Source organism: Streptomyces sp. NPDC047079 (assembly GCF_040643755.1).
Classification (GTDB): Bacteria; Actinomycetota; Actinomycetes; order Streptomycetales; family Streptomycetaceae; genus Streptomyces.
Genome location: NZ_JBEYUZ010000024.1, coordinates 55,248 through 81,357, shown reverse-complemented (window position 1 = coordinate 81,357; position 26,110 = coordinate 55,248). Strand labels below are relative to the sequence as shown.

Below are 26,110 nucleotides of genomic sequence, written 5' to 3'. Positions count from 1 at the left end.
CAAAGTTCGCCATCATCAACTCCCGGAACCTGGTGGTCGCTTCGGGTTCGATGACCGGGTACCCCCCGTTCCCCCGTTCAGACCTGCTTGCGCGCTGCCCCCCTCCGGCAGCGCGCCGCAGTCCGGCCGTCCTCCCGTCGTACTGCCCTGTCGTTCGGAGGACGTGATCCACTGTGACCTGCGGCGCGTGCCGGGTGGGAGGGATCTTTAGCGCGTTCACCCTGATAGGGGAACCCGCCCGCTACGGGGTCAGATATGCGCGGCCCCCGCGCCCGCCTCCGCGTTCTCGCCCCGCTTGGTGAGCAGCGCGACCAGCACCGCCACGGCCGCGACACCCGCGGCGACCAGGCAGGCCAGACTCATGCCGGAGATGAACGTGTCGTGCGCGACACTCGCGATCTTCGCGGCGATCGGGACCGGCGTGCCCTTCGGGACCGGTGCGACACCCTGCTGGACGACCTGCGAGACCTGGTCGAGCTGGGCGGGGGTGAGCGGCGGCAGCTTGGCCGCGGCCCAGTTGCCCGGGAGGTTGCTGTCCACACGAGAGGCCATCACCGCGCCCAGAACCGCGGTGCCGAGGCTGCCGCCGATCTGCATCGCGGCCTGCTGGAGGCCGCCGGCGACACCGGACAGCTCCATCGCCGCGTTGCCCACGATGACCTCGGTGGCACCGACCATCACGGGAGCGAGACCGAGGCCCAGCAGCGCGAACCAGATGGACATGACGGCACTGCCGGTGCCCTCCTGGAGCGTCGACATGCCGAACATGGCGACCGCGGTCAGGACCATTCCGCCGGCCAGCGGGATGCGCGGGCCGGCCTTGGTGATCAGAGCGCCCGCGAGCGGGGAGCCGACGATCATCATGCCGGTCAGGGGCAGCAGGTGCAGGCCCGCGTCGACCGGGCTCATGCCGTGCACGTTCTGAAGGTAGAAGGTGACGAAGAACAGACCACCCATGAAGGCGATCGCCATGAGGACCATGAGGACGACGCCCGCCGACAGCGGCAGCGAGCGGAACAGCGCCAGCGGGATCAGCGGTTCCCGCACCTTCGTCTCCCAGAAGGAGAAGAGGGCGAAGCCCAGCACGGACGCGCCGATGAACAGCCAGGTCTTGCCGTCGCCCCAGCCCCAGGCCGGTGCCTTGATGAGCGCCCAGACCAGGCAGAACATGGCGCCCGAGAGCAGCGCGATGCCGAGCAGGTCGAAGGAGCGCGGCGCGTTGCGCGCCCGGTGGTCGGTGAGGATCAGCACACCGAGGACGAGCGCGAGCGCGCCGACCGGCACGTTGATGAAGAAGACGGACTGCCAGCTGACGTGCTGGACGAGCAGGCCGCCGAGGATCGGGCCGCCCGCGGTGGAGGCGCCGATGACCATGCCCCAGATACCGATCGCCATGTTCAGCTTCTCGGCCGGGAAGGTGGCCCGCAGCAGGCCGAGCGCGGCCGGCATCAGCAGCGCGCCGAACAGGCCCTGGAAGACACGGAAGATCACGACGAGGGCGATGCTGTCGGACAGGCCGATGGCGCCGGAGGCAGCGGCGAAGCCGACGACACCGATCAGGAACGTCTGCCGGTGCCCGAAGCGGTCGCCGAGCTTGCCCGCGGTGATCAGGGTGACCGCGAGGGCGAGGAAGTACGCGTTGGTGATCCACTGGACGTCGGCGAAGCTGGCGCCGAGGTCCTTGGCGATGGCCGGGTTGGCGATGGCGACGATGGTGCCGTCCAGGGCGACCATCATCACGCCGATGGCGACCGAGACGAGGGTGAACCACGGATGTCCGCGCAGCCCGCGGCGCGGCGCCTGCTCCGGCAGTGCTGCCGACGTACCGGAGATCTTGTCCCCCGGTTCCGTGGCGTCGACGGTGGTCTGACTAGTCATGTTTTCGAGGCTAGTGACAGCCACTGACAGTTGACAAACCAATTCACAAGTCGGTAACTCTCACGCCATGTAACAGATAGCCCGAACGGGGCATATGGACGGAAAGAGGACCCATGGACACGGCGTCGCTGCCGGGACTGCGCGAGCGCAGGAAACAGCGCACCCGGGACGCACTGCTGCGCGCCGCCCTGGAGCTGTTCACCGCCAAGGGCTACGAGGCCACGACCGTCGACGAGATCGCCGAAGCCGCGGACGTCTCACAGCGCACCTTCTTCCGCTATTTCGCCGGCAAGGAGGACGCGGTCTTCTTCGTCCAGTCCCTGGTGGAGTCGCGCTTCGTCGACGCGGTGCGCGTGCGACCGCCTCACGAGGCGCCGCTGGAGGCGCTGCGGCAGGCGGTCCTCGAGGGCTGGGACGGCATCGGTGAGGCCGTCGAGGAAATCATCCCGACCGAACTCCATCTGCGCACCTACCGGTTGATCGAGTCGACACCGACCCTGTTCGCCACCCATCTGCGCCGCTCGGCGGAGCTGGAGGAGGACATCGCCCGCATCATCGCCGAGCGCGAGGGCCTCGATCTCGCCATGGACCCGCGCCCGCGGGTCGCGGTGGCCGTGTTCGGCGGTGTGATGCGCGTCACGGAACGGCTGTGGTGCGCGGGCCAGGACATCAGCCTCGCCGCGCTCCGCGAGCTGACCGCCCGGCATCTGGACGCGGTGGGTCCGGCCTTGGCGGAGACGTGGCGCACGGACTGATCGCACCCTGCGCCGATCCCGTGCACGTCAAGTGAATTCCCGTCAGAAGGAGCGCGCGGCGCGCCCGATGGAGTGAAGGCGCGGTGACACGCTGTACCAAGTGGCGAGCGTCTCATCGACACAGCGTGACGATTGCCCCTAAGTTGCGCCCGTTTTGCCCGAATTGAAGGGCGTGAAACGTGAGTCGCATCACTCGGTTAACGCGAGACACTCTCGTTCTCCTAGTGTGTCCTTCCAGTGACTTCCTTCGACACCTCCCCGCAACTCAATGTCTGGCGCGCACTGCTCGCACTGGCCGTGGTCTTCGTGATGCTCGCGACGACCGGCTGGACCGCCATGCACAGCCGCCCCGGCGCCACGCCCCTCGATGCCTCGCGCTCCGCGTGGAAGCACGGCCGGATCGCCGGGCACCAGCTGCCGGACCCCGAAGGGTCCCCCGCACTGCTGGCCCGCTTCTTCGCCTCGCTCGGCACCCACCAGCGTTCCCGGCTCGCCCACCGCTACCCGCTCGCGGTCGGCAACATGAACGGCGCGCCGGTACGGCTGCGCTACGAGGCCAACCGCATCGCCCTGGACCAGCAGCGCAAGGTCGAGCGCGCCCGGATGCACGACGACCGGCTGTCGTCGGTCGGACAGCGGGAGGCGGGCCGCCTCATGCACCGCTTCGAGGCGCTGATGGCCGGGGACCGGCAGATCCTCGCCTTCGACCCGGAGGGTTCGGGCCGGATCGCCGAGACCTTCGGCGATCTGGACACCGCCCGGCGGGTCTCGGTCGTCGTCCCCGGCGTCGACACCGACCTGCTCACCTTCCAGCGCACCTTCCGCATGTACTCGGCACCGGTCGGCATGGCCAAGTCGCTGTACGCGGCGGAGCGGGCGGCGGACCCCGCGAGCCGTACGGCCGTCATCGCCTGGGCCGACTACACCTCGCCCGGCGGCCTCGGCATGGAGGCGGCGACCGCGATGCGCGCCCAGGAAGGTGCGGTACGGCTCAACGCCCTCGTCCGCGCCCTGCCCGGCCGCACGCCGGTCCAGCTGTACTGCCACAGCTACGGCTCGGTGGTGTGCGGGGTGGCGGCGCGCACGCTGCCGTCACGGGTGTCCGACATCGCCGTGGCGGGCAGCCCCGGCATGCGGGCCGGGACGGCGGCCGGCCTGCGCACCGCGGCCCGGGTGTGGGCGATGCGGGACACCGACGACTGGATCCAGGACGTGCCGTACCTGGAGGTCGGGGGCCTCGGCCACGGCGCCGACCCGGTCTCCCGTGACTTCGGGGCACGGGTGCTGTCCGCCCAGGGGGCGAAGGGACATGCCGGTTATTTCGCGCCGGGTACCGAGAGCCTGCGCAACTTCGCGGAGATCGGCGTCGGCGCCTACCGTGCGGTCCGCTGCGCCCAGGACACCGACACCTGCCGGGCGGGTTTGTCCGGCACGGTGGCGGCCGGACGCGCGTAGAAAAACAGGAATTGCGGTCTGCACAGGGAGGCGACGGAGGAGCGCGTGCCGCATACGATGAGCCGCATGGGTGACGTACTGGCCGGATTTCATGCCGTCTGGGAGTTCGAGTCCGACTCCGTGCTCATCCGCTTCGAACGGGGGATCCGTACCCCGAAGCTGTTCCAGGCGCTCGGTGAACGCCGTGTTCCCCTGGAGGCGATCGCGGGGGTGACGCTCACTCAGGGCAAGCGGGGGACCGCAGTGCTGCGCGCGGTGCCACGGCCCGGCGCCGATCCGCTGATGGAGGCGGCGGCCGGACAGCTCAGGGAGACCTCGGACCCCTACCGGCTGGTCCTGCCCGCCGACCGCCAGACCCTGGCCGAGTACTACGCCGACGAGCTGCGGGCCCTGATCACCGAGGACGGGGCCCCGGCCGAGCGGTTCCTAGTGGCGCCGCCCGAGGCGCCGCTCCAGTTCAAGGCATACGACGGCAAGGCGTCCTTCGACGGCCGGGCGGTGTCCTTCCGGTGGTCCTGGACGGGCGCGTCCTCCGCCAAGTGGAAGGCCGGCGACCAGCACTTCCCGGTCGCCGCCCTCACCGGGGTCGAGTGGCGCTCCCCCGAGGCCCTGGAGGGCCATCTGCGGCTGCTGCTACGGGAGGCGGGTACCGGACAGCCGGCGCAGCCGGACCAGGACCCGGCCGCCGTCGTCTTCGGACTCGGGTACGGCCCTGTGCACGAGTCGCTGCCGTTCGCCGCGGCGGTGCTGGCCGCGGCGCGGGCCGCAGGGCCCGTGGCGGCGGTCCCGGCGGCCCGCCGGGATCCGGCGGACATCGCGGAGCGGATCCGGCACCTCGGAGAGCTGCACGAGGCGGGGCTCGTCACGGACGAGGAGTTCTCCACGAAGAAGGCGGAGCTGCTGGCGGAGCTCTAGTGCTGTGGGCGCGCGGGTCTCCTACTCCCGTCCCGCCGACGCGAACGTCATGTCCGGGTAGCGGTCGCCCGCCACCTTGGCCGCGATCGGTTCGAGGAGCGCCAGTTCCTCCTGCGTCAGGAGGATCCGGGTCGCCGCCGCGTTCTCCTCGACGCGCGAGCGCCTGGTCGTGCCAGGGATCGGGACCACCGGGAAACCGTGCACCGCGGCCTGCTGCTGCACCCAGGCCAGCGCGATCTGGGCCAGGGAGACACCGTGCCCCTCGGCGACGGTGCGGATCGGCTCCAGGAGCGTCTGGTTGGCGGCCGCGTTCTCGCCGGTGAAGCGCGGCATCGTACGGCGGAAGTCCTGGTCCGTGAGATCCGTGTCGGCGTTGGAGAAGGAGCCGGTGAGGAATCCGCGCCCCAGCGGCGAGTACGGCACCAGCGCCACACCCAGCTCCCTGGCGGCCGGCACCACGTTCGCCTCGATGTCCCGGCTGAACAGGGACCACTCCGACTGCACGGCCGCGATGGGGTGAACGGCCCGGGCCGCGCGCAGCTCACCGGCCGTGACCTCGCTCAGCCCGAGATGCTTCACCTTGCCCTCGCGCACCAGCTCCGCCATCGTGCCGACGGTCTCCTCGATCGGCACGTTCACATCGCGGCGGTGCATGTAGTAGAGGTCGATCACATCGACGTCCAGGCGCCTCAGGCTCGCCTCGACGCAACTGCGGATATACGGCGGGTCGTTGCGGATGATCCGCTTCGTGGGGTCGTCCGGCGAGGTGGAGATCGCGAACTTGGTGGCGATGACGACCTCGTCCCGGTGCGCCCTGAAGAACGGTGACAGGAACTTCTCGTTCTCCCCGGCGCCGTAGGCGTCCGCGGTGTCGTAGAGGGTGACGCCCAGCTCGAGCGCCCGCTCCAGGGCGGCGCGCGACTCCCCGGCGTCCGAGGGTCCGTACGCCCAGCTCATCCCCATGCAGCCGAGGCCCTGCACGCCCACCTCGGGGCCGTCGCTGCCGAGCTGTACCTTCGCGATCCCGCTGTCCGTCATCAGAGCCTCTCCGTCACCGGGGCGCGCCCGGCGTCCGCGTAGAAATCGATCTTGCGGTTGAGCACCGCGAGCGTGTCCTGGAGTTCCGCGATCCGGGAGAGCACGTCCCGGCGGGTCGCCTCCAGGAGGTCGTAGCGTTCGGCGTACGTGTGGTCTCCGGCACGCACCAGTTCGGCGTAGCGCACCATGTCGGCGACGGGCATCCCCGTGAGCCTGAGCTTGCCGACGAGGTCGAGCCAGTCGAGGTCGGCGTTGCAGTAGCGGCGCTGCCCGGTGTGGGAGCGGTCGATATGGGGCATCAGCCCGATCCGTTCGTACCAGCGCAGGGTGTGCGCGGTGAGGCCGGTGAAGGCGACGACCTCGCTGATCGTGTAGCTGTCCTGTCCGTCGGGACGAGGGTGCCGCTCAGGCGGTACGGAGCAGATGTCGGTCCCGTTTTCGGCCGCCTCGGCCGAGGTCTCCATCACCGTCATGACCCCACGCTAAAACGCTGGAGTGCACTCCAAGCAAGCGGAATCCGGTGAAAATACGGAGACCCGGGGGGCCTGGCTTGACTAGCGTGCGCGTCATGAGTCTCGTACGCCGGGCCGTGCCCGAGGATGCCGAAGAAGTGCTGCGCCTGCGTCAGGTCATGCTGGACTCCGTCTTCTCCGCCGGTTCCTCCACACAGTGGCATACGGAGGCCCTTCCGACCCTGCGCCGTCGGCTCGGCGACCCGGAAGGCGGCTTCGCGGCGTTCGTGGTCGACCACCCCGACCGGCCGGGGGCGCTCGCCGCACTCGCGGTGGGCACGGTGGGGTACCGGATCGGCCGGGCGGGCAACCCGCACGGCCGGGTGGGCCATGTCTTCAGCGTCGCCACCGATCCGGACGCTCGCCGCCGGGGATACGCCCGCGCCTGTATGGAGACGCTGCTGGACTGGTTCCGCGAGCAGGACGTCCGGCAGGTCGATCTGAACGCGTCCGCGCAGGCCGAGCCGCTGTACGCGTCGCTGGGCTTCGTGCGCAAGCCGGACCCCTCGATGCGGCTGGAGCTGTGAGCCGCATAGGCTCGTGCCCATGCCCCTGAAGAGCCTGGCGCTGATCGAGAACTGGTCCGTCCCCACCGCCGCCGCGGCGGTCGTCCGCGCGGACGGCACCGTGCTCGGCACCCACGGTCCGGTCGGCCACCGCTTCCCGCTCGCCTCGGTCACCAAGCCGCTCGCCGCCTACGCGGTGCTGGTCGCGTACGAGGAGGGGGCCGTCGAACTGGTCGAGCCCGCCGGGCCGTCCGGCGCCACGGTGCGCCACCTCCTCGCCCACACGTCCGGGCTCGCCTTCGACGAGCACCGGGTCACCTCGGCGCCCGGGGAGCGGCGGCTGTACTCGAACGCCGGGTTCGAGGTGCTGGGCGACCATGTGGCGAAGGCGGCGGACATCCCGTTCGCCGAGTACGCGCGGCAGGCGGTCCTTCAGCCGCTCGGCATGGCATCGACGAGCCTGGACGGCTCCCCCGCCAAGGACGGCGTCTCGACGGTCGCCGATCTCGTGCGTTTCGTCGCCGAGGTCCAGGCGCCCCGGCTGCTCGACCCCCGCACGGTCGCCGAGGCGATGACCGTGCAGTACCCGGGCACGAAGGGCGTTCTGCCGGGCTACGGGCACCAGAACCCCAACGACTGGGGTCTCGGCTTCGAGATCCGCGACTCCAAGTCGCCGCACTGGACGGGCGCTTCGTCCTCGCCCAGGACCTTCGGTCACTTCGGGCAGTCGGGCACGTTCCTGTGGGTCGACCCGGACGCGGGCGTGGCGTGCGTCGCGCTGACGGACCGGGCGTTCGGGCCCTGGGCGATCGAGGCGTGGACGCCGTTCACGGACGCGGTACTGGCGGAGGTGCGGGGCTGAAGGAGCCGCCGGCCCTTCGCCTCACAGCCACCCGGACCTCCCCGCGACGGTCACCCGGACCTCCCCGATCATCCGGCCATCTCCCACACCAGCAGCTCCGCCCCCGATGACGCCCCCACCGCCTCGAGGTCCTTCGCGTCCGTGATCCGGGCCGAGTCCCCCGGCCCCAGCGCCTCCCCGCCCAGCCGTACCGCGCCGCGCACGACGTGCGCGTACACATACGCCGCGTCGGGCACCGCCGTGCGCTCCCCCGCCGCCAGCCGGCGGACATGGAGCATGGCGCCCGCCTCGGGGACCGCGTACGGCGTGGAGTCCGCGATGCCGTGGACCACCTCGTAGACAGGCTCGCCGCCCGGCTCCCGGGGGGCCAGCCACATCTGCACGAAGGCCAGGGGGACGTCGGCGTCGTTGCGCTCCACGTGCCGGACACCGCCCGCCGCGCTCAGCCGCTGGACGTCGCCGGGGCGGACCACCGTCGCGCGGCCCGTGGAGTCTCGGTGGGTCAGCTCGCCCTCCACCACCCATGTGACGATCTCCGTGTGGCTGTGCGGGTGCTCGTCGAAGCCCGAGCCCGGTGCCAGCCGCTCCTCGTTGCATGCGATCACGGCGCCGAACCGGAGGTTGTCCGGGTCGTAGTGCGGACCGAAGCTGAAGGCGTGCAGGGACTCGATCCCGGCGGCCGGGTCCCCTCCGCGGTAGCGCTCACCGGCGCGCCGTACGTCCATCACAGCCACCACCGTAGCCCCGCCCCCGATGCCCTCCGGGACCCGCCGCCGCACGGCCCCGTCCCGATAAGGCAGTCTTGTCCCCGTGCCCGAACCCCAAGCCATCCACCCCGAGCCCGCAGCGCACTCCCTCCATCCGCACGCCGCGACCCTGAAGCGGCTGGAGAAATCGTCCGGAAGCCTCGCCGCTCAGGCCATCGCGCGCATGGACGAGACGCTCCCGTGGTACCGGGCGATGCCACCGGAGAACCGTTCCTGGATCGGACTGGTGGCCCAGGCGGGTATCGCCGCGTTCACCGAGTGGTTCCGGCACCCCGACGCCCCGCAGGCCATCTCCACCGACGTCTTCGGGACCGCGCCGCGCGAGCTGACCCGGGCCATCACCCTGCGGCAGACCGTGGAGATGGTGCGCACGACCATCGAGGTGATGGAGTCCGCCATCGACGAGGTGGCCGCTCCCGGTGACGAGTCCGTGCTGCGCGAGGCGCTCCTCGTCTACGCCCGGGAGATCGCGTTCGCCACCGCCCAGGTCTACGCCCAGGCCGCCGAGGCACGCGGTGCCTGGGACGCCCGGCTGGAGTCACTGGTGGTCAACGCCGTGCTCAGCGGGGAGGCCGACGAGGGGGCCGTCAGCCGGGCCGCCGCACTCGGCTGGAACTCACCGGAGCATGTGTGCGTGGTGCTGGGCACGGCACCCGACGGTGACAGCGAGCTGACGGTCGAGGCCATCCGGCGGGCCGCCCGCCACGCCAAGCTCCAGGTCCTCACCGGCGTGCTCGGGGACCGGCTCGTCGTGGTCGCGGGCGGCAGCGACAATCCGCTGGCCGTCGCCAGGTCGCTCATCGGCCCGTTCGCCGCCGGTCCCGTCGTCGCCGGGCCGATCGTGCCCGACCTGCTGGCCGCGACCCGGTCCGCGCAGGCCGCGGCGGCGGGCCTCAAGGCGTGTTTCGCCTGGCAGGACGCACCGCGCCCGGTACTGGCCGACGATCTGCTGCCGGAGCGCGCGATCGCCGGTGATCCCAACGCGCGCGAGCAACTGGTGGAGGAGATCTACAGACCACTGGAGGAGGCGGGATCCGCGCTCCTGGAGACCCTCAGTGTGTATCTGGAGCAGGCCTCCAGTTTGGAAGGTGCCGCCCGCATGCTCTTCGTTCACCCGAACACCGTGCGCTACCGGCTCCGACGTGTGACTGACGTCACCGGCTGGTCGCCTTCTGATGTACGCTCCGCGTTCACGTTGCGGATCGCGCTGATCCTGGGGCGTCTGGCCGACGGAGATCCCCAGACCTAGCCTTTTGTCGGGGGCCCACAAAACCCCCTGCCGTTCTTCGTCCTTGTCCCCACGGGCGGCCCCGGCCGTCCCCAAGAGAGAGTGTGAGAGTGCTCGTACTCGTCGCTCCCGGCCAGGGCGCCCAGGCGCCCGGCTTTCTGACTCCCTGGCTCGACCTCCCCGGCGCCACCGACCGCGTCGCGGCATGGTCCGACGCCATCGGGCTCGACCTCGCCCACTACGGCACGCAGGCCGACGCCGACGCCATCCGCGACACCGCCGTCGCCCAGCCGCTGCTGGTCGCCGCGGGTCTGCTGTCCGCCATGGCACTGGGTGACATCACCCCCGGCGCCGTCGCCGGGCACAGCGTCGGCGAGATCACCGCGGCCGGCTTCGCGGGTGTCCTCGACGACACCGCCGCGCTGACACTCGTCCGCAAGCGGGGTCTGGCCATGGCCGAGGCCGCCGCCACCACGCCCACGGGCATGTCGGCACTGCTCGGCGGCGAGCCCGCGACGACGATCCCGCACCTGGAGAAGCTGGGCCTCACCCCGGCGAACGTGAACGGCGCCGGGCAGATCGTCGCCGCCGGAACCCTGGAGCAGCTCGCCGCCCTGGCGGAGGACAAGCCCGAGGGCGTGCGCCGGGTGGTTCCGCTGAAGGTGGCCGGCGCGTTCCACACCCAGCACATGGCGCCCGCGGTGGACCGCCTCGCGGAGGCCGCGGAGGCGCTCACGCCCGCCGACCCGCGGGTCACGTACGTCTCGAACAAGGACGGTCAGGCCGTCGCCACCGGTGCCGAGGTCCTTCAGCGGCTGGTCGGCCAGGTCGCGAACCCGGTCCGCTGGGACCTGTGCATGGAGACGTTCGAGAAGATGGGCGTCACGGCGCTGATCGAGGTGTGCCCCGGCGGCACCCTCACGGGCATCGCCAAGCGCGCCCTGCCGGGCGTCCAGACCCTGGCCCTGAAGACCCCCGACGACCTCGACGCCGCTCGCGACCTCGTCGCCGAGCACAGCGCCTGATTAGGAGCCCGAGAGCATGTCGAAGATCAAGGCACGCAAGGGTGCTCCGTACGCGCGGATCCTCGGGGTCGGCGGCTACCGTCCGGTCCGGGTGGTGCCCAACGAGGTGATCCTGGAGAAGATCGACTCGTCCGACGAGTGGATCCGCTCCCGCTCCGGCATCGAGACCCGGCACTGGGCCAACGACGAGGAGACCGTCGCCGCGATGTCCGTCGAGGCGGCGGGCAAGGCGATCGCCGACGCCGGGATCACCGCCGAGCGGATCGGCGCGGTCGTCGTCTCCACCGTCTCGCACTTCAGCCAGACCCCGGCCATCGCCACCGAGATCGCCGACAAGCTCGGCACCGACAAGGCCGCCGCCTTCGACATCTCGGCCGGCTGCGCGGGCTTCGGCTACGGCCTCACGCTCGCCAAGGGCATGATCGTCGAGGGGTCCGCCGAGTACGTCCTCGTCATCGGCGTGGAGCGGCTGTCCGATCTGACGGACCTGGAGGACCGGGCCACCGCCTTCCTGTTCGGCGACGGTGCGGGCGCGGTCGTCGTGGGCCCCTCGGAGGAGCCGCACATCGGCCCGACCGTGTGGGGCTCCGAGGGCGACAAGGCCGAGACCATCAAGCAGACCGTGCCGTGGAACGAATTCCGGCTCGGCGACCTCTCCAGGCTCCCGGTGGACAGCGAGGGCAACGTCAAGTTCCCCGCGATCACGCAGGAGGGCCAGGCGGTGTTCCGCTGGGCCGTGTTCGAGATGGCGAAGGTCGCCCAGCAGGCGCTGGACGCGGCCGGGATCACCGCGGACGACCTGGACGTCTTCATCCCGCACCAGGCCAATGTGCGGATCATCGACTCGATGGTGAAGACTCTCAAGCTGCCGGAGCACGTGATGGTCGCGCGTGACGTGCGCACCACCGGCAACACCTCGGCCGCCTCGATCCCGCTCGCGATGGAGCGGCTCCTGGCGACCGGCGAGGCGAAGAGCGGCGACACCGCGCTCGTCATCGGCTTCGGGGCGGGTCTCGTGTACGCCGCGACGGTCGTTACCCTCCCCTAGGCACTCCGTGCCGGATCATGCGGTCCGGCACGGGACCTGCAAACACCTGCCGCTGACGCGGCGGGCGCCACACCCTGACGGATATCTACGAAGGAGCGCCTGACATGGCCGCCACTCAGGAAGAGATCGTCGCCGGTCTCGCCGAGATCGTGAACGAGATCGCCGGGATCCCCACCGAGGACGTCCAGCTGGACAAGTCCTTCACCGACGACCTGGACGTCGACTCGCTGTCCATGGTCGAGGTCGTCGTCGCCGCGGAGGAGCGCTTCGACGTCAAGATCCCGGACGACGACGTGAAGAACCTCAAGACCGTCGGCGACGCTGCCGAGTACATCCTCAAGCACCAGGCCTGATCGACCGATCACCTGGGCAGACAGCCCAGCGCCGGGTCCGCGGCCCGGTGCCCCGGGCCGTTGCCCCGCCACCCGGCGGTGGCGCCGCTTAATCCTCGTATCCGTTGGAGAAAGAATTCCCGTGAGCTCGACCAATCGCACCGTGGTCGTCACCGGTATCGGCGCAACCACACCGCTGGGTGGCGACGCGGCCTCTACCTGGGAAGGCCTGGTCGCCGGCAAGTCCGGTGTCCGTCCTCTCGAGCAGGACTGGGCCGCCGAGCAGGCGGTCCGCATCGCCGCGCAGATCGCCGTGGAGCCGTCGGAGATCATCCCGCGGCCGCAGGCCCGCCGTCTGGACCGCTCGGCGCAGTTCGCGCTGATCGCGGCCAAGGAGGCCTGGGCGGACGCCGGTTTCACCGACAAGGCGGGCGAGGGCGCCGATGTCGACCCGGACCGTCTCGGCGCGGTCATCGCCTCCGGCATCGGCGGTGTGACGACCCTGCTCGACCAGTACGACGTGCTGAAGGAGAAAGGCGTCCGCCGCGTCTCCCCGCACACGGTACCGATGCTGATGCCGAACGGCCCGTCGGCCAACGTGGGTCTGGCCGTGGGGGCCCGCGCCGGTGTCCACACCCCGGTGTCCGCCTGCGCGTCGGGCGCCGAGGCCATCGGCTACGCCATCGAGATGATCCGCACCGGCCGCGCCGACGTCGTCGTCGCCGGAGGCACGGAGGCGGCCATCCACCCGCTGCCGATCGCCGCGTTCGGCAACATGATGGCGATGTCCAAGAACAACGACGACCCGCAGGGCGCCTCGCGTCCCTACGACGTCGCCCGTGACGGCTTCGTCCTCGGTGAGGGCGCGGGTGTCCTGGTCCTGGAGTCGGCCGAGCACGCCGCCAAGCGCGGCGCCCGCGTCTACGCGGAGGCGGTCGGCCAGGGCATCTCCGCCGACGCCCACGACATCGTGCAGCCGGAGCCCGAGGGCCGCGGCATCTCGCACGCCCTCCAGAACCTGCTGGACCACACCGACCTGGACCCGGCGGAGATCGTGCATGTGAACGCGCACGCCACCTCCACCCCGGCCGGTGACATCGCCGAGCTCAAGGCGCTGCGCAAGGTCTTCGGCGACGACGCGGACCACATGGCGGTCTCCGCGACCAAGTCGATGACCGGTCATCTCCTCGGCGGCGCGGGCGGTGTGGAGTCGGTGGCGACCGTCCTCGCGCTGTACCACCGCGTCGCCCCGCCGACGATCAACGTCGAGAACATGGACCCGGAGGCCGAGGCCAACGCGGACGTCGTCCGCGGCGAGGCCCGCAAGCTGCCGGTCGAGGGCCGCATCGCCGCGCTGAACGACTCGTTCGGCTTCGGCGGGCACAACGTGGTCCTGGCGTTCCGCACGGTCTGATCCGGGCCGTCCCCGTCACCCGTGTGAAGGGCCCCCACCACTAGAACCCAAGCTCGGTGGGGGCCCTTTCGTACGAACGGGCGACGAACGGGGCACGGACTGCGGACGAACCGGGGGACGGGCGGCGGGCGGACTGGGGACGGGCGGCGGGGACAGAGGGCTGACGGACGGTCAGACGACCTGGTGCAGCCAACGCACCGGCGCGCCCTCGCCCGCGTAGCGGAACGGTTCCAGTTCGTCGTCCCACGGCTTGCCCAGCAGCTTGGCGAGTTCGGCCTCCAGCTCGCTCTCCCCGCGCTGGGAGCGCACCAGGGCGGCCCGCAGCCGGTCCTCAGGGATCAGGATGTCGCCGTGGATGCCGGTGACCGCGTGGAAGATCCCGAGGTCGGGCGTGCAGCTGTAGCGCTCGCCCTCGGCGGTCGGACACGGTTCCGCGGTGACCTCGAAGCGCAGCAGGTGCCAGCCGCGCAGCGCGGAGGCGAGCTTGGAGGCGGTGCCGGCCTCGCCCTGCCAGGAGAACTCGGATCTCCAGGTGCCGGGTGCGGCGGGCTGCCGGATCCAGTCGAGGTTGACGCGCGTGCCCAGCACGCCCGCGACTGCCCACTCGACGTGCGGGCACAGTGCGCGTGGCGCGGAGTGCACGTACAGGACTCCACGTGTCGTCACCTGAACCTCCGGGCAGACCGCGACATCTTGTAACTTTACGGAACGTGCGTGGCAGGGCGGCCACGGGGCGAGGCTACCGTGCGGCGGCGCAAGGAGTGTGACGTACCGTCGGTCCCGGTGCTCCCAAACTCCGATGTTTCACCCAAGGGGACGCGGAGCTGACACAGCGTGTTCGAACGCTGCCGAACGACTGCGGAACGAACCGTGCGCGGACCGACCGCCGTGTACGACGAATGAGGGGACCAGGGGATGCGGAAACCGGGCCGTCGCTCCAGGGCTGTCGTCGCGATGGCGGCGGCGGCCGTCCTGGGGCTCGCCGGCTGTGACGCCTCCGGCGGGGGCGGGGCCGTTCCCCGGGGCAGCACCGCCCAGGCGCATCCGAGGCCCACCCCGGTCTGGGACCGCTCGCCCGACTCGATCGTCGCCGTGGGCGACTCCATCACGCGCGGCTTCGACGCCTGCACCGTGCTGTCCGACTGCCCCCAGGTGTCGTGGGCGACGGGCAGCGACACCGCTGTGGACAGTCTCGCCGTACGGCTGCTCGGGGTGACCGGGGCCGCGGAGCGCAGCTGGAACTACGCGGTGACCGGGGCCCGGATGGCGGACCTGCCCGGGCAGATGGCGCAGGCCGTGCTGCGCAAGCCGGAGCTGGTGACGGTGATGGTGGGCGCCAACGACGCCTGCCGCTCCACCGTCTCCGCGATGACCTCGGTCGCCGGCTTCCGTGAACAGTTCCAGGAGGCGATGGACACCCTGCGCGCGTCACTGCCGAAGACGCAGGTGTACGTGTCCAGCGTGCCGAACCTGAAGCGGCTGTGGTCGCAGGGCCGCAGCAGCCAGCTGGGCAAGCAGGTGTGGAAGCTGGGCATCTGCCCGTCGATGCTGGGCGACGCGGACGCGCTGGACGCGCGGGCGACCCGGCGGCGCGACGCGGTGCAGGCGCGTGTCGAGGCGTACAACCGGGTTCTGAGGGAGGTGTGCGCCAAGGACCGGCGATGCCGCTTCGACGGCAACGCCGTCTTCGACTACCGCTTCGGAACGGAGCAGTTGAGCCAGTGGGACTGGTTCCACCCGAGCCGGGACGGGCAGGCCCGGCTCGCCGAGATCGCCTACCGCGCGGTCACCGCCAAGGAACCCCTGGCCTAGGGTTCCCACATGAGTGAACTTTTCGGCACACTTCCCGACGGCTCCCCGGTCCACCGCTGGACGCTGGAACGGGGCGGGGTGCGGGTGCGGGTGCTGTCGTACGGCGGGATCGTGCAGTCGGCCGAGGTCCCGGACCGCGACGGCCGCCGGACGGACGTGGTGCTGGGCTTCGCGGACCTGGAGGGGTATCTGCGCCATCCCGAGCCGTATCTCGGGGCGCTGGTGGGGCGGTACGCCAACCGTATCGGGGGCGCGCGCTTCGCACTGGACGGGCGGACCTACGCGCTCGAGGCGAACAACGGCCCGAACACGCTGCACGGCGGCCGCCGGGGCTTCGACCGGCGGGTGTGGCAGGGGGACCCGGTCGAGGGCGGCGTACGACTGTCCCGGGTGAGCCCGCACGGCGAGGAGGGCTTCCCGGGCCGGCTCGAGGTCTCGGCGACCTACACCCTCGACTCGGAGGGCGCGCTGCGGATCGCCTACGAGGCCGTCACAGATGCGCCGACCGTGGTGAACCTGACGAACCACTCGTACTGGAACCTGGCGGGTGCGGGGCAGGCGGGCGGGCACGAGCTGCGGATCGCCGCATCCCGGTACACCCCGGTGGACGGCGATCTGATCCCGACGGGTGAGCAGGCCGACGTGGACGGCACGCGCTTCGACTTCCGGACGGCGCACAGGACCGGCTCGGGCTACGACCACAACTTCGTCCTCGACAAGGGCGTCACCGAGGCCCCGGTCGAGGTCGCCGAGCTGCACGACCCGGGGTCGGGGCGGGTGCTCACGGTGGCCACGACCGAGCCCGGGCTCCAGCTCTACACCGCTGACCACCTCGGCGCCCCGCTCGCCCCCGGCGCCGGGATCGCGCTGGAGACCCAGCACTTCCCCGACTCGCCGAACCGCCCGGACTTCCCGAGCACGGAACTCAGGCCGGGCGGCGTGTACGCGTCGGAGACGGTGTACCGCTTCTCGGCGCGCCGGCCGCCGCAGGGCGCGTCGCGCTAGCCGCCGCAGTGCGCGTTGCGGCCGCAGGGCGCGTTCCGGTCGGAGGTCGAAAGCCCCGGTCCAGGGGTCAGGTCCCGGACCGGGGCTGCACGTGGGGAGACCCGTCCCTGGTTCGACGTTAATCGTCATGATGACGCGGTGGTCGGCGATCGAGCCTCCGGCAGCAACCTCGTACGAACCCTTCACAACCCCGGGCCACGCACCATGGCCCGCGTCACTTCCGTCACGCGATACTGCGAGGCGTCCCGCACCACGCACCCCACGGCGACGGAAGGACGACAACTGCCGTGCACTCCATACGTGTTCGGATCGGCATCCTCGGGCTGGCCCTGCTCACGGGGCTCGCGGCCCCGGGGACCGCGACGGCGGACAGCGCCCCCTCGGTGACCGTCGAGGAGCAGCGTCTCGACCAGGCCGTCCCCCAGGAGATCCTCAGGCGCTCCGGCTTCGACTCCGTGGCGCCCCGGCTGGCGCGGGCGCTCGCGGGGGCCCACTCGTACGCGCAGGCCGAGCGTGCCGTCGTCCGTCAGGGGTCCCTGCTGTGGCGGCGGGCCGTGGACCGGGCGCAGGGGCGGGGCCCGGCCCGCGGTGACATCAGCCGTGACGACGACCGGCCGCTGTACTGGGCCCGGTTGGGGATGACCCGGGAGGTGCGGACCTGGAGGCCGGCGTTCGCACTGTCCGACGCCGAGCGAGGCCGGCTTCTGTCGGAGCTGGAGGTCTCCTCACGCGGACAGGACGCCGTGCGCTATCCGCACGGCGGGGCCGTCAAGCGGATCCTGGTCACCGGCTTCGACCCGTTCACGCTGGACCGGGACATCCGTATCTCCAATCCGTCCGGGGCGACCGCACTCGCGCTCGACGGCACCACGATCGAGACGGCGGGCGGCCCGGCGCGCATCGAGGCCGTCGTCTTCCCGGTGCGCTGGCAGGACTTCGCCGACGGGGCCGTGGAGCGAACGCTGCGGCGGCAGCTGCCGCGCGTGGATCTCTTCACGACCGTGAGCCAGGGGCGGATCGGCCGCTTCGACGTCGAGCGGACCAACGGGGCGTGGCGGGGCGGATTCCCGGACAACGACGGGATCGGCCGGACGGAGACGATCCCGGTCCCCGACGCGGCCACACAGCCGCAGTGGACGTCGACGACCCTCCCCTACCAGGCGATCGCGTCCGCGGACACCGGGCGCTTCCCCGTCCTCGACCACACGGAGGTCACCGAGATCCCGGCGGGGGGCGGTGATCCCGTCGTACGGCCGGACGGGCCGACCTCCGGGTCGACGGCCCGGGCAGGGGGCGGCGGCAACTACCTCTCCAACGAGATCGCGTACCGGGCGACGCTGCTGCGGGACCGGCTCGGGCTGCACGACCGGCTGCCGGGCGGGCATGTCCACACGCCGGTCCTTCAGTTCGGGGCGGGGAACACGGACCCGGCGACCGGGACGGTCACCGACCCGGCGTTCGTGCGGAACCGGCTCGACATCGTCGCGCAGGTACGGGCGATCCTGAGGGTGGCGGCGAACGCGACGTTCGGGACCCGCGTCAGGGGCCGCTGACCGGCTCGTCCTCGGCGGCGCCGGCGTCCTCGGCGGCGGTCCGGCCCTCGGTGGTCTCCTCGCCCAGCAGGTCGCGGGCCAGCAGCGTGGCGCCCGCGACCGCGCCCGGCATCAGGAAGACGGCGACGAACGGAACGAGGAAGGCGAGCCCGAGGGGGGTGCCGAAGCCCCACACGAGCAGCTTGCGGGAGCGCAGCAGCGCGAGGCGGGCGCGGAGTTCGACGCCTCGGCGCTGGAGGGCGACGGAGGTGAGTTCCTCGGTGAGGAAGAAGCCGGTGACGAAGAAGCCGATCACCGGGACGACGGTCTGGCCGACGACCGGGAGGAAGCCGAGGGCGAAGAGCAGGACGCCCCAGAGCGCGGCGCGGACGAGGATGCGGAGGCTGTCGCGGGCCGAGATCCACAGTTCGCGGTGGAGGGGCAGGCCCGACTCGGGGGCGGTGCCGTCCGGGGAGACGTCGCGGTCGACCCGCCCCGAGAGGCTCTCGTAGAAGGGCTGGCCGACGAGGAGGGTGACGGCGGTGAAGGTGAGGACGGCGAGGAGGAGCGCGAGGGCGAACAGGACGACGGTGAGCAGGCCGCGGAAGAGGCCGAGCCAGGGACTCGGCCAGCCGTCGGCGAACGGCGTGGCCCAGATGACGGCGTCCTCGCCCCAGACGGCCAGGGCTATGAGCGCGGCCGCGTAGAGCACGAGGGTTATCAGTCCGGGCAGGAGGCCGAAGCCGTACTGCCTGCCGTGCCGGGCCACCCACCGCTGGCCTTCGAGAAGACGGCCGAATCCCACCCCTAGATCGCGCATGGGGAAGACTTTACCGAGTCGGCCGTACGCCGCTGAGCCCCCATGGGCGAGCGGCGGCAGAGGCCGCGCCCCACGTCCAAGGGCACGGCCTCCGCCGTACGCAACGACCTCGGTCGGCGTGCGTCACGGGCTCCTTCAGAGCTTGACGATCATCTTTCCGATGTTGTCGCCGCGCAGGACCCCGAAGAACGCTTCCAGGTTGTTCTCGATGCCCTCGACGACCGTCTCGCGGTACTTCAGCTCGCCGGAGCGGACCCAGGCGCCGACCTCCTGGACGAACTGCGGCTGAAGGTCGAACTGGTCGCCGACGAGGAAGCCCTCGATACGGCCTCGGGTCTGGATGAGCCGGGCGAGGTTCTTCGGGCCGGGGGCGGGCTCGGTGTCGTTGTAGACGGAGATCATGCCGCAGACCGCGATGCGGCCGTTCCGGTTGAGGGAGCCGATGGCGGCCTCGAGGTGGTCGCCGCCGACGTTGTCGAAGTAGACATCGACGCCGTCCGGGGCGGCCTCGCGCAGCTGCTCGCTCACGGGCCCGTTCTTGTAGTTGAAGGCCGCGTCGAAGCCGTAGTCCTCGACCAGGAGCTTGACCTTCTCGTCCGAGCCGGCGGAGCCGATGACCCGGGAGGCGCCCTTCAGCTTCGCGATCTGCCCGACCTGGCTGCCGACGGCGCCCGCGGCACCGGACACGAAGACGGAGTCGCCCTCCTTGAAGGCGGCGACGCGCAGCAGGCCGGCGTAGGCCGTGAGGCCGGTCATGCCGAGGACGCCGAGGTACGTCGACAGCGGCGCGGCCTGCGGGTCCACCGTGACGGCGCTCTTGGCGTCCACGACCGCGTACTCGCGCCAGCCGAGGAAGTGCAGGACGTGGTCGCCGGGCTCGATGCCCTCGGCGTTGGAGGCGATGACCTCGCCGACCGCGCCGCCCTGCATGGGCTGGTTCAGCTCGAACGGGGCGACGTACGACTGGGCGGCGCTCATCCTGCCACGCATGTACGGATCGACGGAGACGAACTGGTTCCGTACGAGGACCTGGCCCTCGCCCGGCTGCGGCACCTCCGCCTCGACCAGGGCGAAGTCCTCGGCCTTGGGCCAGCCGACCGGGCGGCTGAGCAGGTGCCATTCGCGGCTGACGGCGGGGAGAGCGGGGGTGTCGGACATGGGGGGCCTTTCGTCATGTGCTGCGTGCTGCGGCTCGATCGCGAGCGATACAGATACTTCAGTGCCTGAAACAACCATGCTCCTGGATATTTCAGGCTGTCAAGTAAAGGGGTAGCCTGGACGCCATGGCCACGCAGAAGAAACCCCGCATGGACCCCCTGACGCTGGAGGTCGTGGAGCTCATCGGATCGGTCGTGGCCCGCTACCACGAGGAGTACGAGGAGGCGGCGGCCGAGCACGCGCTCACCGGGGCGCAGGCCCGGCTGCTGAGCCTGCTGTCGCTGGAGCCGCTTCCGATGCGGCGGCTGGCGCAGAAGCTGAAGTGTGAGCCGTCCAACGTCACCGGCATCGTGGACCGGCTGGAGACGCGGGGCCTGGTGGAGCGCCGCCCGGACCCGGCGGACCGCCGGGTGAAGCTCGCGGCGGCGACGGACGAGGGCCGCCGGGTGGCCCGCGGCCTGGGAGACTCCCTCAACTTCGCCCGGGAGCCCCTGGCGGGACTGTCGCACGACGAACAGCTGGCCCTGCGGGATCTGCTGCGCCGGATGCTGGACGCGTAGCCACCGCGGGCGCGGACCGGGGTCCGGGCTGCGGCTGCGGGCGGCCCCGCGCCGTGTGCACCGCCGCAGGTGCTACGTGCACCACCACAGGAACCGGTTGCACTTTTTCGTCGGCGACGGTTCGGGGCGCGAGCTCGTGGGCGCCGGATTCGCCGACGGGGTCGTACCCGGGGCCCTGCTCGCCGTCGGCGTGGGGGCCGGCGCCGGGCGGTCCGGGCGCCCGGTCGGGGTCGCCGAGGGGGTCCCCCCGTCCTTCTGCCCGCCCTTGTCGGACTTCTCGTCCTTCGCGGACGCCGACGCCGACGCCGACGGGGAGGCGGAGGAGGAGGCCGAAGCCGAGGCCGCACCGGCGACTCCCCGGCCCCCGGTGCCGCCGGACGGCACGGTCGTCTCGCCGAGGGCGGCCTCGCCGTCCGCGCTCTCCTCTCCCGCGGTCGCGGTCTTCGGAGTGGATCCTGGTGCCTCGATGCCGAGTTCGGCCAGGCTCAGCCCGCCCGCCGCCAGCAGCAGTCCGGCACCCACGAAAAGGACCCGCCGCCGGCGCCGCCGGTGCGCGGCGGCCTTGCGGTCGCGACGGCCGGAACGCGTCCCGCGGCCGCCGTCAGGGTCACCGGACACGCCGCGCCCCTGGGCGCGGCGCCGGTTCTGCGCCCGCCCGGGCCGCGCCGCGCGGTCCTCGGGGGACGCCCCTGCCTCGCCGGACCCGTTCGCGTCGTCGTAGCGCTCATCGCCCCCGTCGAAGGCGTCACCGAGGGGACGCGCGTCACCCTCGTCGGCGTATGCGCGCAGTCCCTCGATCGGTGTGCCGCACCCAGGGCAGGCGAGAGCGCCGTTGAGGTGTCTTCGGCACGGGTGGCAGTAGTCCATGACGCGGGAAGACTAAATTCCGCACGTGTCGCGTTCCTAGGCCCCGCTGTGAAGGTTCTGTGGGGAACCGAAAAAACTCTCGAAAGCTTCGCCGAAACCGTTTCAGTTCGCCCCATTGACACTCCCCGCGCCACCTCCCTACTGTCACGCCAGCATTTCGAACGTGTGACGAAATATCGAACCGCTGAGAGGCAACCGCCGTGCGCATCACCGGAATCAGCACACACGTGGTCGGGACGCCGTGGCGCAACCTGACGTATGTTCAGGTGCACACCGACGAGGGCGTCACCGGAGTCGGCGAGACCAGGATGCTGGGGCACACCGACGCTCTGATCGGCTATCTGCGGGAGGCGGAGGCCAATCACATCCTCGGTTCCGACCCGTTCGCGGTGGAGGACCTCGTCCGCCGGATGAAGTACGGCGACTACGGCCGCGTGGGTGAGATCGTCATGTCCGGGATCGCGGTCGTGGAGATGGCCTGCTGGGACATCAAGGGCAAGGCTCTGGGTGTGCCCGTCTGGCAGTTGCTCGGCGGCAGGGTCACCGACCGGGTCAAGGCCTACGCCAACGGCTGGTACACCACCGAGCGAACACCCGAGGCGTACCACAAGGCCGCCACGGAGGTGGTCGCCCGCGGCTACCGGGCTCTGAAGATCGACCCCTTCGGTACCGGGCACTTCGAGCTGGACCACGCGCAGACGCTCTACTCGGTGTCCCTCATCGAGGCGGTGCGGGACGCCGTCGGACCGGAAACCGAACTGATGCTGGAGATGCACGGCCGCTTCTCCCCCGCCACCGCCGTCCGGCTCGCCCATGAGATGGCGCCCTTCCGGCCGGCCTGGCTGGAGGAGCCGGTCCCGCCGGAGAACCTCAAGGCGCTGAAGAAGGTCGCCGAGAAGGTGGACCTGCCGGTCGCCACCGGTGAGCGCATCCACGACCGGATCGAGTTCCGGGAGCTGTTCGAGAGCCAGGCCGCCGACATCCTCCAGCCCGACGTCGGCCACATCGGCGGCATCTGGGAGACCCGGAAGCTGGCCGCCACCGCCGAAACCCACTACATGCTGGTCGCCCCGCACAACGTAGGCGGCTCCGTGCTCACCGCGGCCTCCCTCCAAGTCGGCTTCACCTCACCGAACTTCAAGATCCTGGAGCACTTCAACGACTTCGCCGACGCGGAGATCAAGAAGGTCGTCAGGGGCGCGCCGGAGGTCGTCGACGGCTACTTCCACCTCTCCGACGCCCCCGGCCTCGGGGTCGAGCTGGACACCGACGCGGCGGCCGAGTTCCCGCAGCAGCAGGCCCGGTTCGACCTGTGGGCCGACGGCTGGGAGCAGCGCAGGCCGAAGGGCACCCGGTGAGTTCCCAGGTCCTGATCGAGGCGCCGGGCACCCACCGGGTCGAGGACCACACGCCCCGTGATCCCGGTCCCGGCGAGGCACTGGTCGCCGTGCACGCGGTCGGCATCTGCGGCAGTGACCGCGAGGTGTACCAGGGCAACCGGCCCGACGGGTACGTCCGTTACCCCCTCACGCCCGGTCACGAGTGGTCCGGGACCGTGCGGGCCGTGGGCGCCGGGGTGCCGGCCACGCTGGTCGGGCGCAAGGTCGTCGGCGAGGGCTTCCGCAACTGCCAGGTCTGCGACCGCTGTCACGCGGGCGAGACCACGCTGTGCGCGGCCGGGTACGAGGAGACCGGGTTCACCCAGCCGGGAGCCATGGCCGGCACGCTCACCCTGCCCGCCCGGCTGCTGCACCCGCTGCCGGACCACGCCGACCTCACCGCCGCAGCCCTTTTGGAACCGGCCGCCTGCATCGCGGCCGCCGCGCTCAGGGGCGGGGCCCGGCCGGGCGAACGGGTCGCGGTGGTCGGTACGGGGACGCTCGGGATGTTCGCTGTGCAGTTCCTGAAGGCGATGTCGCCGGGGGAGCTGCTGGCGGTGGGCACCGGGCGGGACCGGGAGGAGCCGGCCCGGCGGTTCGGGGCGACCGGATTCCGTACGAAGGACGAGGAACTCCCGGGCGGCTTCGACGTCGTGATCGAGGCCGCCGGGTCGGCGTCCGCCGCGCGCACCGCCGCCTCGCTGCTCAGACGCGGCGGACGGCTGGTCCTGACGGGTATCCCGGCGCCGGGCGCGGACGGGCTCGACCCGACGGATCTGGTCGTACGGCAGCTGGAGGTGCATACGGTCTTCGGGGCGCCGCCGGACGCCTGGGCGCACGCCGTGCGGGTCTTCGGCGCCGGGCTGCTCGATCCGCTGCCGCTGGTCACGCACGAGCTGCCGCTGACCGAGTTCTCGGGGGCCATCGAGCTGGTGGGGGCCGGTGATCCGAAGGTGGGCAAGGTGCTGCTCCGCCCCTAGTGTCCTGCGCCCATCGGGCGTGACCTGACAGCGCTCCGGCCGGCGTACCGGCAGGTCCCCTTTTCTGTTCCAGGCCGCGAACCTTGTCCGAAATATCGAACACAAAGGACAGCTTGTGACCGACGCTTCCGCCCCGGCGGCCCGCAGGCCCGGCGAGCATGCGCTCGCCGCACTCGGCCTCGGCGCGCCCGCCTTCGACCCCGCCGACGCTTCCGCCCACAGCTTCCCGGGCGGTGGCCGCTGGCGCACCGAGATCCCCTCGTGCGAGGGTCCCGAGGCGCTGGCGGTCGTGCTCAAGGAGGCCTCGCGCCTCGATGTGCCGATCCACCGGATCAGCCAGGGCAGCGGCGTGTGGATGCTCACCGACGCCGAGATCACCGAAATGGTGGAGGCCACCGGCGAACGGGACATCGAACTCTGCCTGTTCACGGGCCCGCGCGGCACCTGGGACATCGGCGGCTCGGTACGCTCCGACTCGCGGGGGGCCGGACTGCGCGCCCGCGGGCACGACGCCGTCGCCGGGTGCGTCGAAGACGCCGTACGGGCCACCGAGTTGGGCGTCACATGCCTGCTCGTGGCCGACGAGGGCGTGCTGTGGACGCTGCACCGGGCCCGGGAGAAGCGGATCATCCCGGCCGATACGACTTTGAAGGTCTCGGCCCTTATCGGTCCGGTCAATCCGGCCTCGTACGCCGTGTACGAGCGGCTCGGCGCCGACTCGGTCAATGTGCCCAGCGACCTGACCCTGCATCACCTGACGGAGATACGGCGCGTCTCCGCCGCCCCCATGGACATGTACATCGAGGCCCCCGACGACCTCGGCGGCTATGTGCGGATGTACGAGGTCGCCGAGCTGATCCGGCGCGGCGCCCCGCTGTATCTGAAGTTCGGTCTGTCCAAGGCGCCCGGGATCTACCCCTACGGGACGCACCTGCGGGACGTGACCCTGGACACCGCCCGGGAGCGGGTGCGGCGCGGCCGGCTCGCTCTCGACCTGCTCGCCCGGCACGGCGCGGACGGCGACATGGCGCCGCTCGGCTCCCGGCTGCCCGGCCCGCTCCACCGCTTCCCCACCGGCGACTGACCGCCGCCCGCCCCTCTTCCCGACTCTTCCCGACGAGAAGAAACAAGGACTGATCAGCATGCGTACTCGCAGAGCAGCTCTCGCCGCGACAGCCACAGCCGCCGCCCTCGCCCTCACCCTGTCCGCCTGCGGACAAAGCGGCTCGGGCGGCAGCAAGGAGGACAAGGGCAGCGCCAAGGGCGGCACGATCGGCATCGCGATGCCGACCAAGTCGTCCGAACGCTGGATCTCCGACGGCAACAACGTCGTCAAGGACCTCCAGGCCAAGGGCTACAAGACCAAGCTGGTCTACGGAGAGGACGACCCGGACACCCAGGTCTCGCAGATCGAGAACCTGATCACCCAGGGCGTCAAAGGTCTGGTCGTCGCGGCCATCGACAACAAGTCCCTGAACAACGTGCTCCAGGAGGCCGCCGACGCCGGCATCCCGGTCATCGCCTACGACCGGCTGATCCTCGGCACCGCCAACGTCGACTACTACGCCTCCTTCGACAACGAGAAGGTCGGCCGGCTCCAGGCCGGCTACATCGTCGACAAGCTCGGTCTGAAGAACGGCAAGGGCCCCTTCTCCATCGAGCTGTTCGCCGGCTCCAACGACGACAACAACACCAAGTACTTCTTCAACGGCGCGATGAGCGTGCTGAAACCGTATCTGGACAGCAAGAAGCTGGTCGTCAAGTCCGGGCAGACGCAGCTCAACCAGGTGACCACCCTGCGCTGGGACGGCGCCACCGCGCAGCGGCGCATGGACGACATCCTCACCTCCTCCTACAAGAGCGCCCGGGTGGACGCGGTGCTGTCGCCGTACGACGGCATCTCGATCGGCATCCTGTCGGCCCTGAAGTCGGACGGCTACGGCTCCAAGAGCAAGCCGCTGCCGGTCGTCACCGGGCAGGACGCCGAGCTGGCCTCGGTGAAGTCGATCATCGCCGGTGAGCAGACGCAGACCGTCTACAAGGATCTGCGCAAGCTCGCCGACGTCGCCTCGACGATGGTCGACGACCTCCTCCAGGGCAAGAAGCCGCAGGTCAACGACACCAAGACCTACGACAACGGCACCAAGGTCGTCCCCGCCTACCTGTTGCAGCCGGTCAGCGTCGACAAGGCCAACTCCGAAGAGGTCCTGGTCAAGGGCGGCTACTACACCGACGCCCAGCTCAAGTAACCGTCGCAGCCCA

General features: G+C 71.1%; 26 protein-coding genes. 18 read left to right on the top strand and 8 right to left on the bottom strand.

Annotated features, from left to right (window positions below; translation table 11 throughout):
- Positions 1–249: 249 nt before the first annotated feature.
- Entirely contained in the window at positions 250–1,878 is a 1,629-nt protein-coding gene (locus ABZ823_RS25510) for an MFS transporter (RefSeq protein ID WP_361664771.1), read from the bottom strand.
- A gap of 113 nt (positions 1,879–1,991) precedes the next feature.
- Between ABZ823_RS25510 and ABZ823_RS25505 the strand changes: the two genes are divergently transcribed.
- The 3 genes from ABZ823_RS25505 to ABZ823_RS25495 all read left to right on the top strand — a co-directional run bounded on the left by ABZ823_RS25505 (position 1,992) and on the right by ABZ823_RS25495 (position 5,003).
- On the top strand, positions 1,992–2,633 hold the full coding sequence (locus ABZ823_RS25505) for a TetR family transcriptional regulator (RefSeq protein WP_361664768.1): 642 nt from the start codon (positions 1,992–1,994) through the stop codon (positions 2,631–2,633).
- 237 nt (positions 2,634–2,870) lie between these two features.
- A complete protein-coding gene (locus ABZ823_RS25500; RefSeq protein WP_361664765.1) occupies positions 2,871–4,088 on the top strand; it encodes an alpha/beta hydrolase in 1,218 nt (405 codons plus the stop codon).
- Between the two features lie 66 nt (positions 4,089–4,154).
- Complete coding sequence (locus ABZ823_RS25495) at positions 4,155–5,003, top strand: DUF4429 domain-containing protein (protein WP_361664762.1); 849 nt, start codon at positions 4,155–4,157, stop codon at positions 5,001–5,003.
- Positions 5,004–5,024: 21 nt separating this feature from the next.
- Here the strand turns inward: ABZ823_RS25495 and ABZ823_RS25490 are convergent, their stop codons facing one another.
- Entirely contained in the window at positions 5,025–6,041 is a 1,017-nt protein-coding gene (locus tag ABZ823_RS25490; protein WP_361664760.1) for an aldo/keto reductase, read from the bottom strand.
- A complete protein-coding gene (locus ABZ823_RS25485; RefSeq protein WP_361664757.1) occupies positions 6,041–6,514 on the bottom strand; it encodes a MerR family transcriptional regulator in 474 nt (157 codons plus the stop codon). The genes ABZ823_RS25490 and ABZ823_RS25485 overlap by 1 nt, the downstream gene beginning before the upstream one ends.
- 95 nt (positions 6,515–6,609) lie before the next feature.
- Here ABZ823_RS25485 and ABZ823_RS25480 point away from each other — a divergent pair, with 95 nt between their 5' ends.
- Both ABZ823_RS25480 and ABZ823_RS25475 read left to right on the top strand, forming a co-directional pair.
- A complete protein-coding gene (locus ABZ823_RS25480; RefSeq protein ID WP_361664754.1) occupies positions 6,610–7,080 on the top strand; it encodes a GNAT family N-acetyltransferase in 471 nt (156 codons plus the stop codon).
- 19 nt (positions 7,081–7,099) lie between these two features.
- The gene (locus ABZ823_RS25475; RefSeq protein ID WP_361664751.1) at positions 7,100–7,921 is read left to right on the top strand and encodes a serine hydrolase domain-containing protein; all 822 of its coding nucleotides are present in this window, start codon (positions 7,100–7,102) and stop codon (positions 7,919–7,921) included.
- Positions 7,922–7,989: 68 nt separating this feature from the next.
- On the opposite strand, the gene ABZ823_RS25470 is transcribed toward ABZ823_RS25475, so the two are convergent.
- A complete protein-coding gene (locus ABZ823_RS25470; RefSeq protein WP_361664749.1) occupies positions 7,990–8,646 on the bottom strand; it encodes a pirin family protein in 657 nt (218 codons plus the stop codon).
- 85 nt (positions 8,647–8,731) lie between these two features.
- On the opposite strand from ABZ823_RS25470, the gene fasR reads away from it, so the two are divergent.
- From fasR to fabF, 5 genes are all read left to right on the top strand, one after another.
- Positions 8,732–9,937 carry a fatty acid biosynthesis transcriptional regulator FasR gene (fasR, locus tag ABZ823_RS25465; protein WP_361664746.1) on the top strand — a complete coding sequence of 402 codons (1,206 nt, stop codon included), beginning with the start codon at positions 8,732–8,734 and terminating at the stop codon, positions 9,935–9,937.
- An 89-nt stretch (positions 9,938–10,026) separates the two neighbouring features.
- A complete protein-coding gene (locus ABZ823_RS25460; protein WP_361664743.1) occupies positions 10,027–10,941 on the top strand; it encodes an ACP S-malonyltransferase in 915 nt (304 codons plus the stop codon).
- 16 nt (positions 10,942–10,957) lie between these two features.
- Entirely contained in the window at positions 10,958–11,989 is a 1,032-nt protein-coding gene (locus tag ABZ823_RS25455) for a ketoacyl-ACP synthase III (RefSeq protein ID WP_361664740.1), read from the top strand.
- A 104-nt stretch (positions 11,990–12,093) separates the two neighbouring features.
- On the top strand, positions 12,094–12,342 hold the full coding sequence (locus ABZ823_RS25450; RefSeq protein WP_043440034.1) for an acyl carrier protein: 249 nt from the start codon (positions 12,094–12,096) through the stop codon (positions 12,340–12,342).
- Between the two features lie 121 nt (positions 12,343–12,463).
- Positions 12,464–13,735, top strand: a complete 1,272-nt coding sequence (fabF, locus tag ABZ823_RS25445) for a beta-ketoacyl-ACP synthase II (RefSeq protein WP_361664737.1) — start codon at positions 12,464–12,466, stop codon at positions 13,733–13,735.
- A 171-nt stretch (positions 13,736–13,906) separates the two neighbouring features.
- Here fabF and ABZ823_RS25440 read toward each other — a convergent pair whose 3' ends face one another.
- Complete coding sequence (locus tag ABZ823_RS25440; RefSeq protein WP_311698275.1) at positions 13,907–14,401, bottom strand: DUF3145 domain-containing protein; 495 nt, start codon at positions 14,399–14,401, stop codon at positions 13,907–13,909.
- A gap of 249 nt (positions 14,402–14,650) precedes the next feature.
- Here ABZ823_RS25440 and ABZ823_RS25435 point away from each other — a divergent pair, with 249 nt between their 5' ends.
- The 3 genes from ABZ823_RS25435 to ABZ823_RS25425 all read left to right on the top strand — a co-directional run bounded on the left by ABZ823_RS25435 (position 14,651) and on the right by ABZ823_RS25425 (position 18,105).
- On the top strand, positions 14,651–15,547 hold the full coding sequence (locus ABZ823_RS25435) for an SGNH/GDSL hydrolase family protein (protein ID WP_361664734.1): 897 nt from the start codon (positions 14,651–14,653) through the stop codon (positions 15,545–15,547).
- A 9-nt stretch (positions 15,548–15,556) separates the two neighbouring features.
- Positions 15,557–16,552 (top strand): aldose epimerase family protein, encoded by a 996-nt coding sequence (locus ABZ823_RS25430; protein WP_361664731.1) that lies wholly within the window; start codon positions 15,557–15,559, stop codon positions 16,550–16,552.
- Positions 16,553–16,839: 287 nt separating this feature from the next.
- Positions 16,840–18,105 (top strand): pyroglutamyl peptidase, encoded by a 1,266-nt coding sequence (locus ABZ823_RS25425; RefSeq protein ID WP_361664728.1) that lies wholly within the window; start codon positions 16,840–16,842, stop codon positions 18,103–18,105.
- Here ABZ823_RS25425 and ABZ823_RS25420 read toward each other — a convergent pair.
- Both ABZ823_RS25420 and ABZ823_RS25415 read right to left on the bottom strand, forming a co-directional pair.
- The gene (locus ABZ823_RS25420) at positions 18,092–18,904 is read right to left on the bottom strand and encodes an EI24 domain-containing protein (protein WP_361664725.1); all 813 of its coding nucleotides are present in this window, start codon (positions 18,902–18,904) and stop codon (positions 18,092–18,094) included. The genes ABZ823_RS25425 and ABZ823_RS25420 overlap by 14 nt on opposite strands.
- A 135-nt stretch (positions 18,905–19,039) precedes the next feature.
- On the bottom strand, positions 19,040–20,062 hold the full coding sequence (locus tag ABZ823_RS25415; protein WP_361664723.1) for an NADP-dependent oxidoreductase: 1,023 nt from the start codon (positions 20,060–20,062) through the stop codon (positions 19,040–19,042).
- Between the two features lie 125 nt (positions 20,063–20,187).
- Here ABZ823_RS25415 and ABZ823_RS25410 point away from each other — a divergent pair, with 125 nt between their 5' ends.
- On the top strand, positions 20,188–20,622 hold the full coding sequence (locus ABZ823_RS25410) for a MarR family transcriptional regulator (RefSeq protein ID WP_361664721.1): 435 nt from the start codon (positions 20,188–20,190) through the stop codon (positions 20,620–20,622).
- A gap of 72 nt (positions 20,623–20,694) precedes the next feature.
- Here the strand turns inward: ABZ823_RS25410 and ABZ823_RS25405 are convergent, their stop codons facing one another.
- Positions 20,695–21,489, bottom strand: coding sequence for a hypothetical protein (locus tag ABZ823_RS25405; RefSeq protein WP_361664718.1), 795 nt, complete (start codon positions 21,487–21,489; stop codon positions 20,695–20,697).
- 200 nt (positions 21,490–21,689) lie between these two features.
- On the opposite strand from ABZ823_RS25405, the gene ABZ823_RS25400 reads away from it, so the two are divergent.
- From ABZ823_RS25400 to chvE, 4 genes are all read left to right on the top strand, one after another.
- Positions 21,690–22,847: a mandelate racemase/muconate lactonizing enzyme family protein gene (locus ABZ823_RS25400; RefSeq protein WP_361664715.1), complete on the top strand. Its 1,158-nt coding sequence runs from the start codon at positions 21,690–21,692 to the stop codon at positions 22,845–22,847.
- Positions 22,844–23,848 (top strand): alcohol dehydrogenase catalytic domain-containing protein, encoded by a 1,005-nt coding sequence (locus ABZ823_RS25395; RefSeq protein WP_361664712.1) that lies wholly within the window; start codon positions 22,844–22,846, stop codon positions 23,846–23,848. Before ABZ823_RS25400 ends, ABZ823_RS25395 begins: the two co-directional genes overlap by 4 nt.
- A gap of 115 nt (positions 23,849–23,963) precedes the next feature.
- Positions 23,964–24,932, top strand: coding sequence for a hypothetical protein (locus ABZ823_RS25390; protein WP_361664709.1), 969 nt, complete (start codon positions 23,964–23,966; stop codon positions 24,930–24,932).
- A 58-nt stretch (positions 24,933–24,990) separates the two neighbouring features.
- On the top strand, positions 24,991–26,097 hold the full coding sequence (gene chvE / locus ABZ823_RS25385; protein ID WP_361664706.1) for a multiple monosaccharide ABC transporter substrate-binding protein: 1,107 nt from the start codon (positions 24,991–24,993) through the stop codon (positions 26,095–26,097).
- The last annotated feature ends 13 nt before the right edge of the window (positions 26,098–26,110 follow it).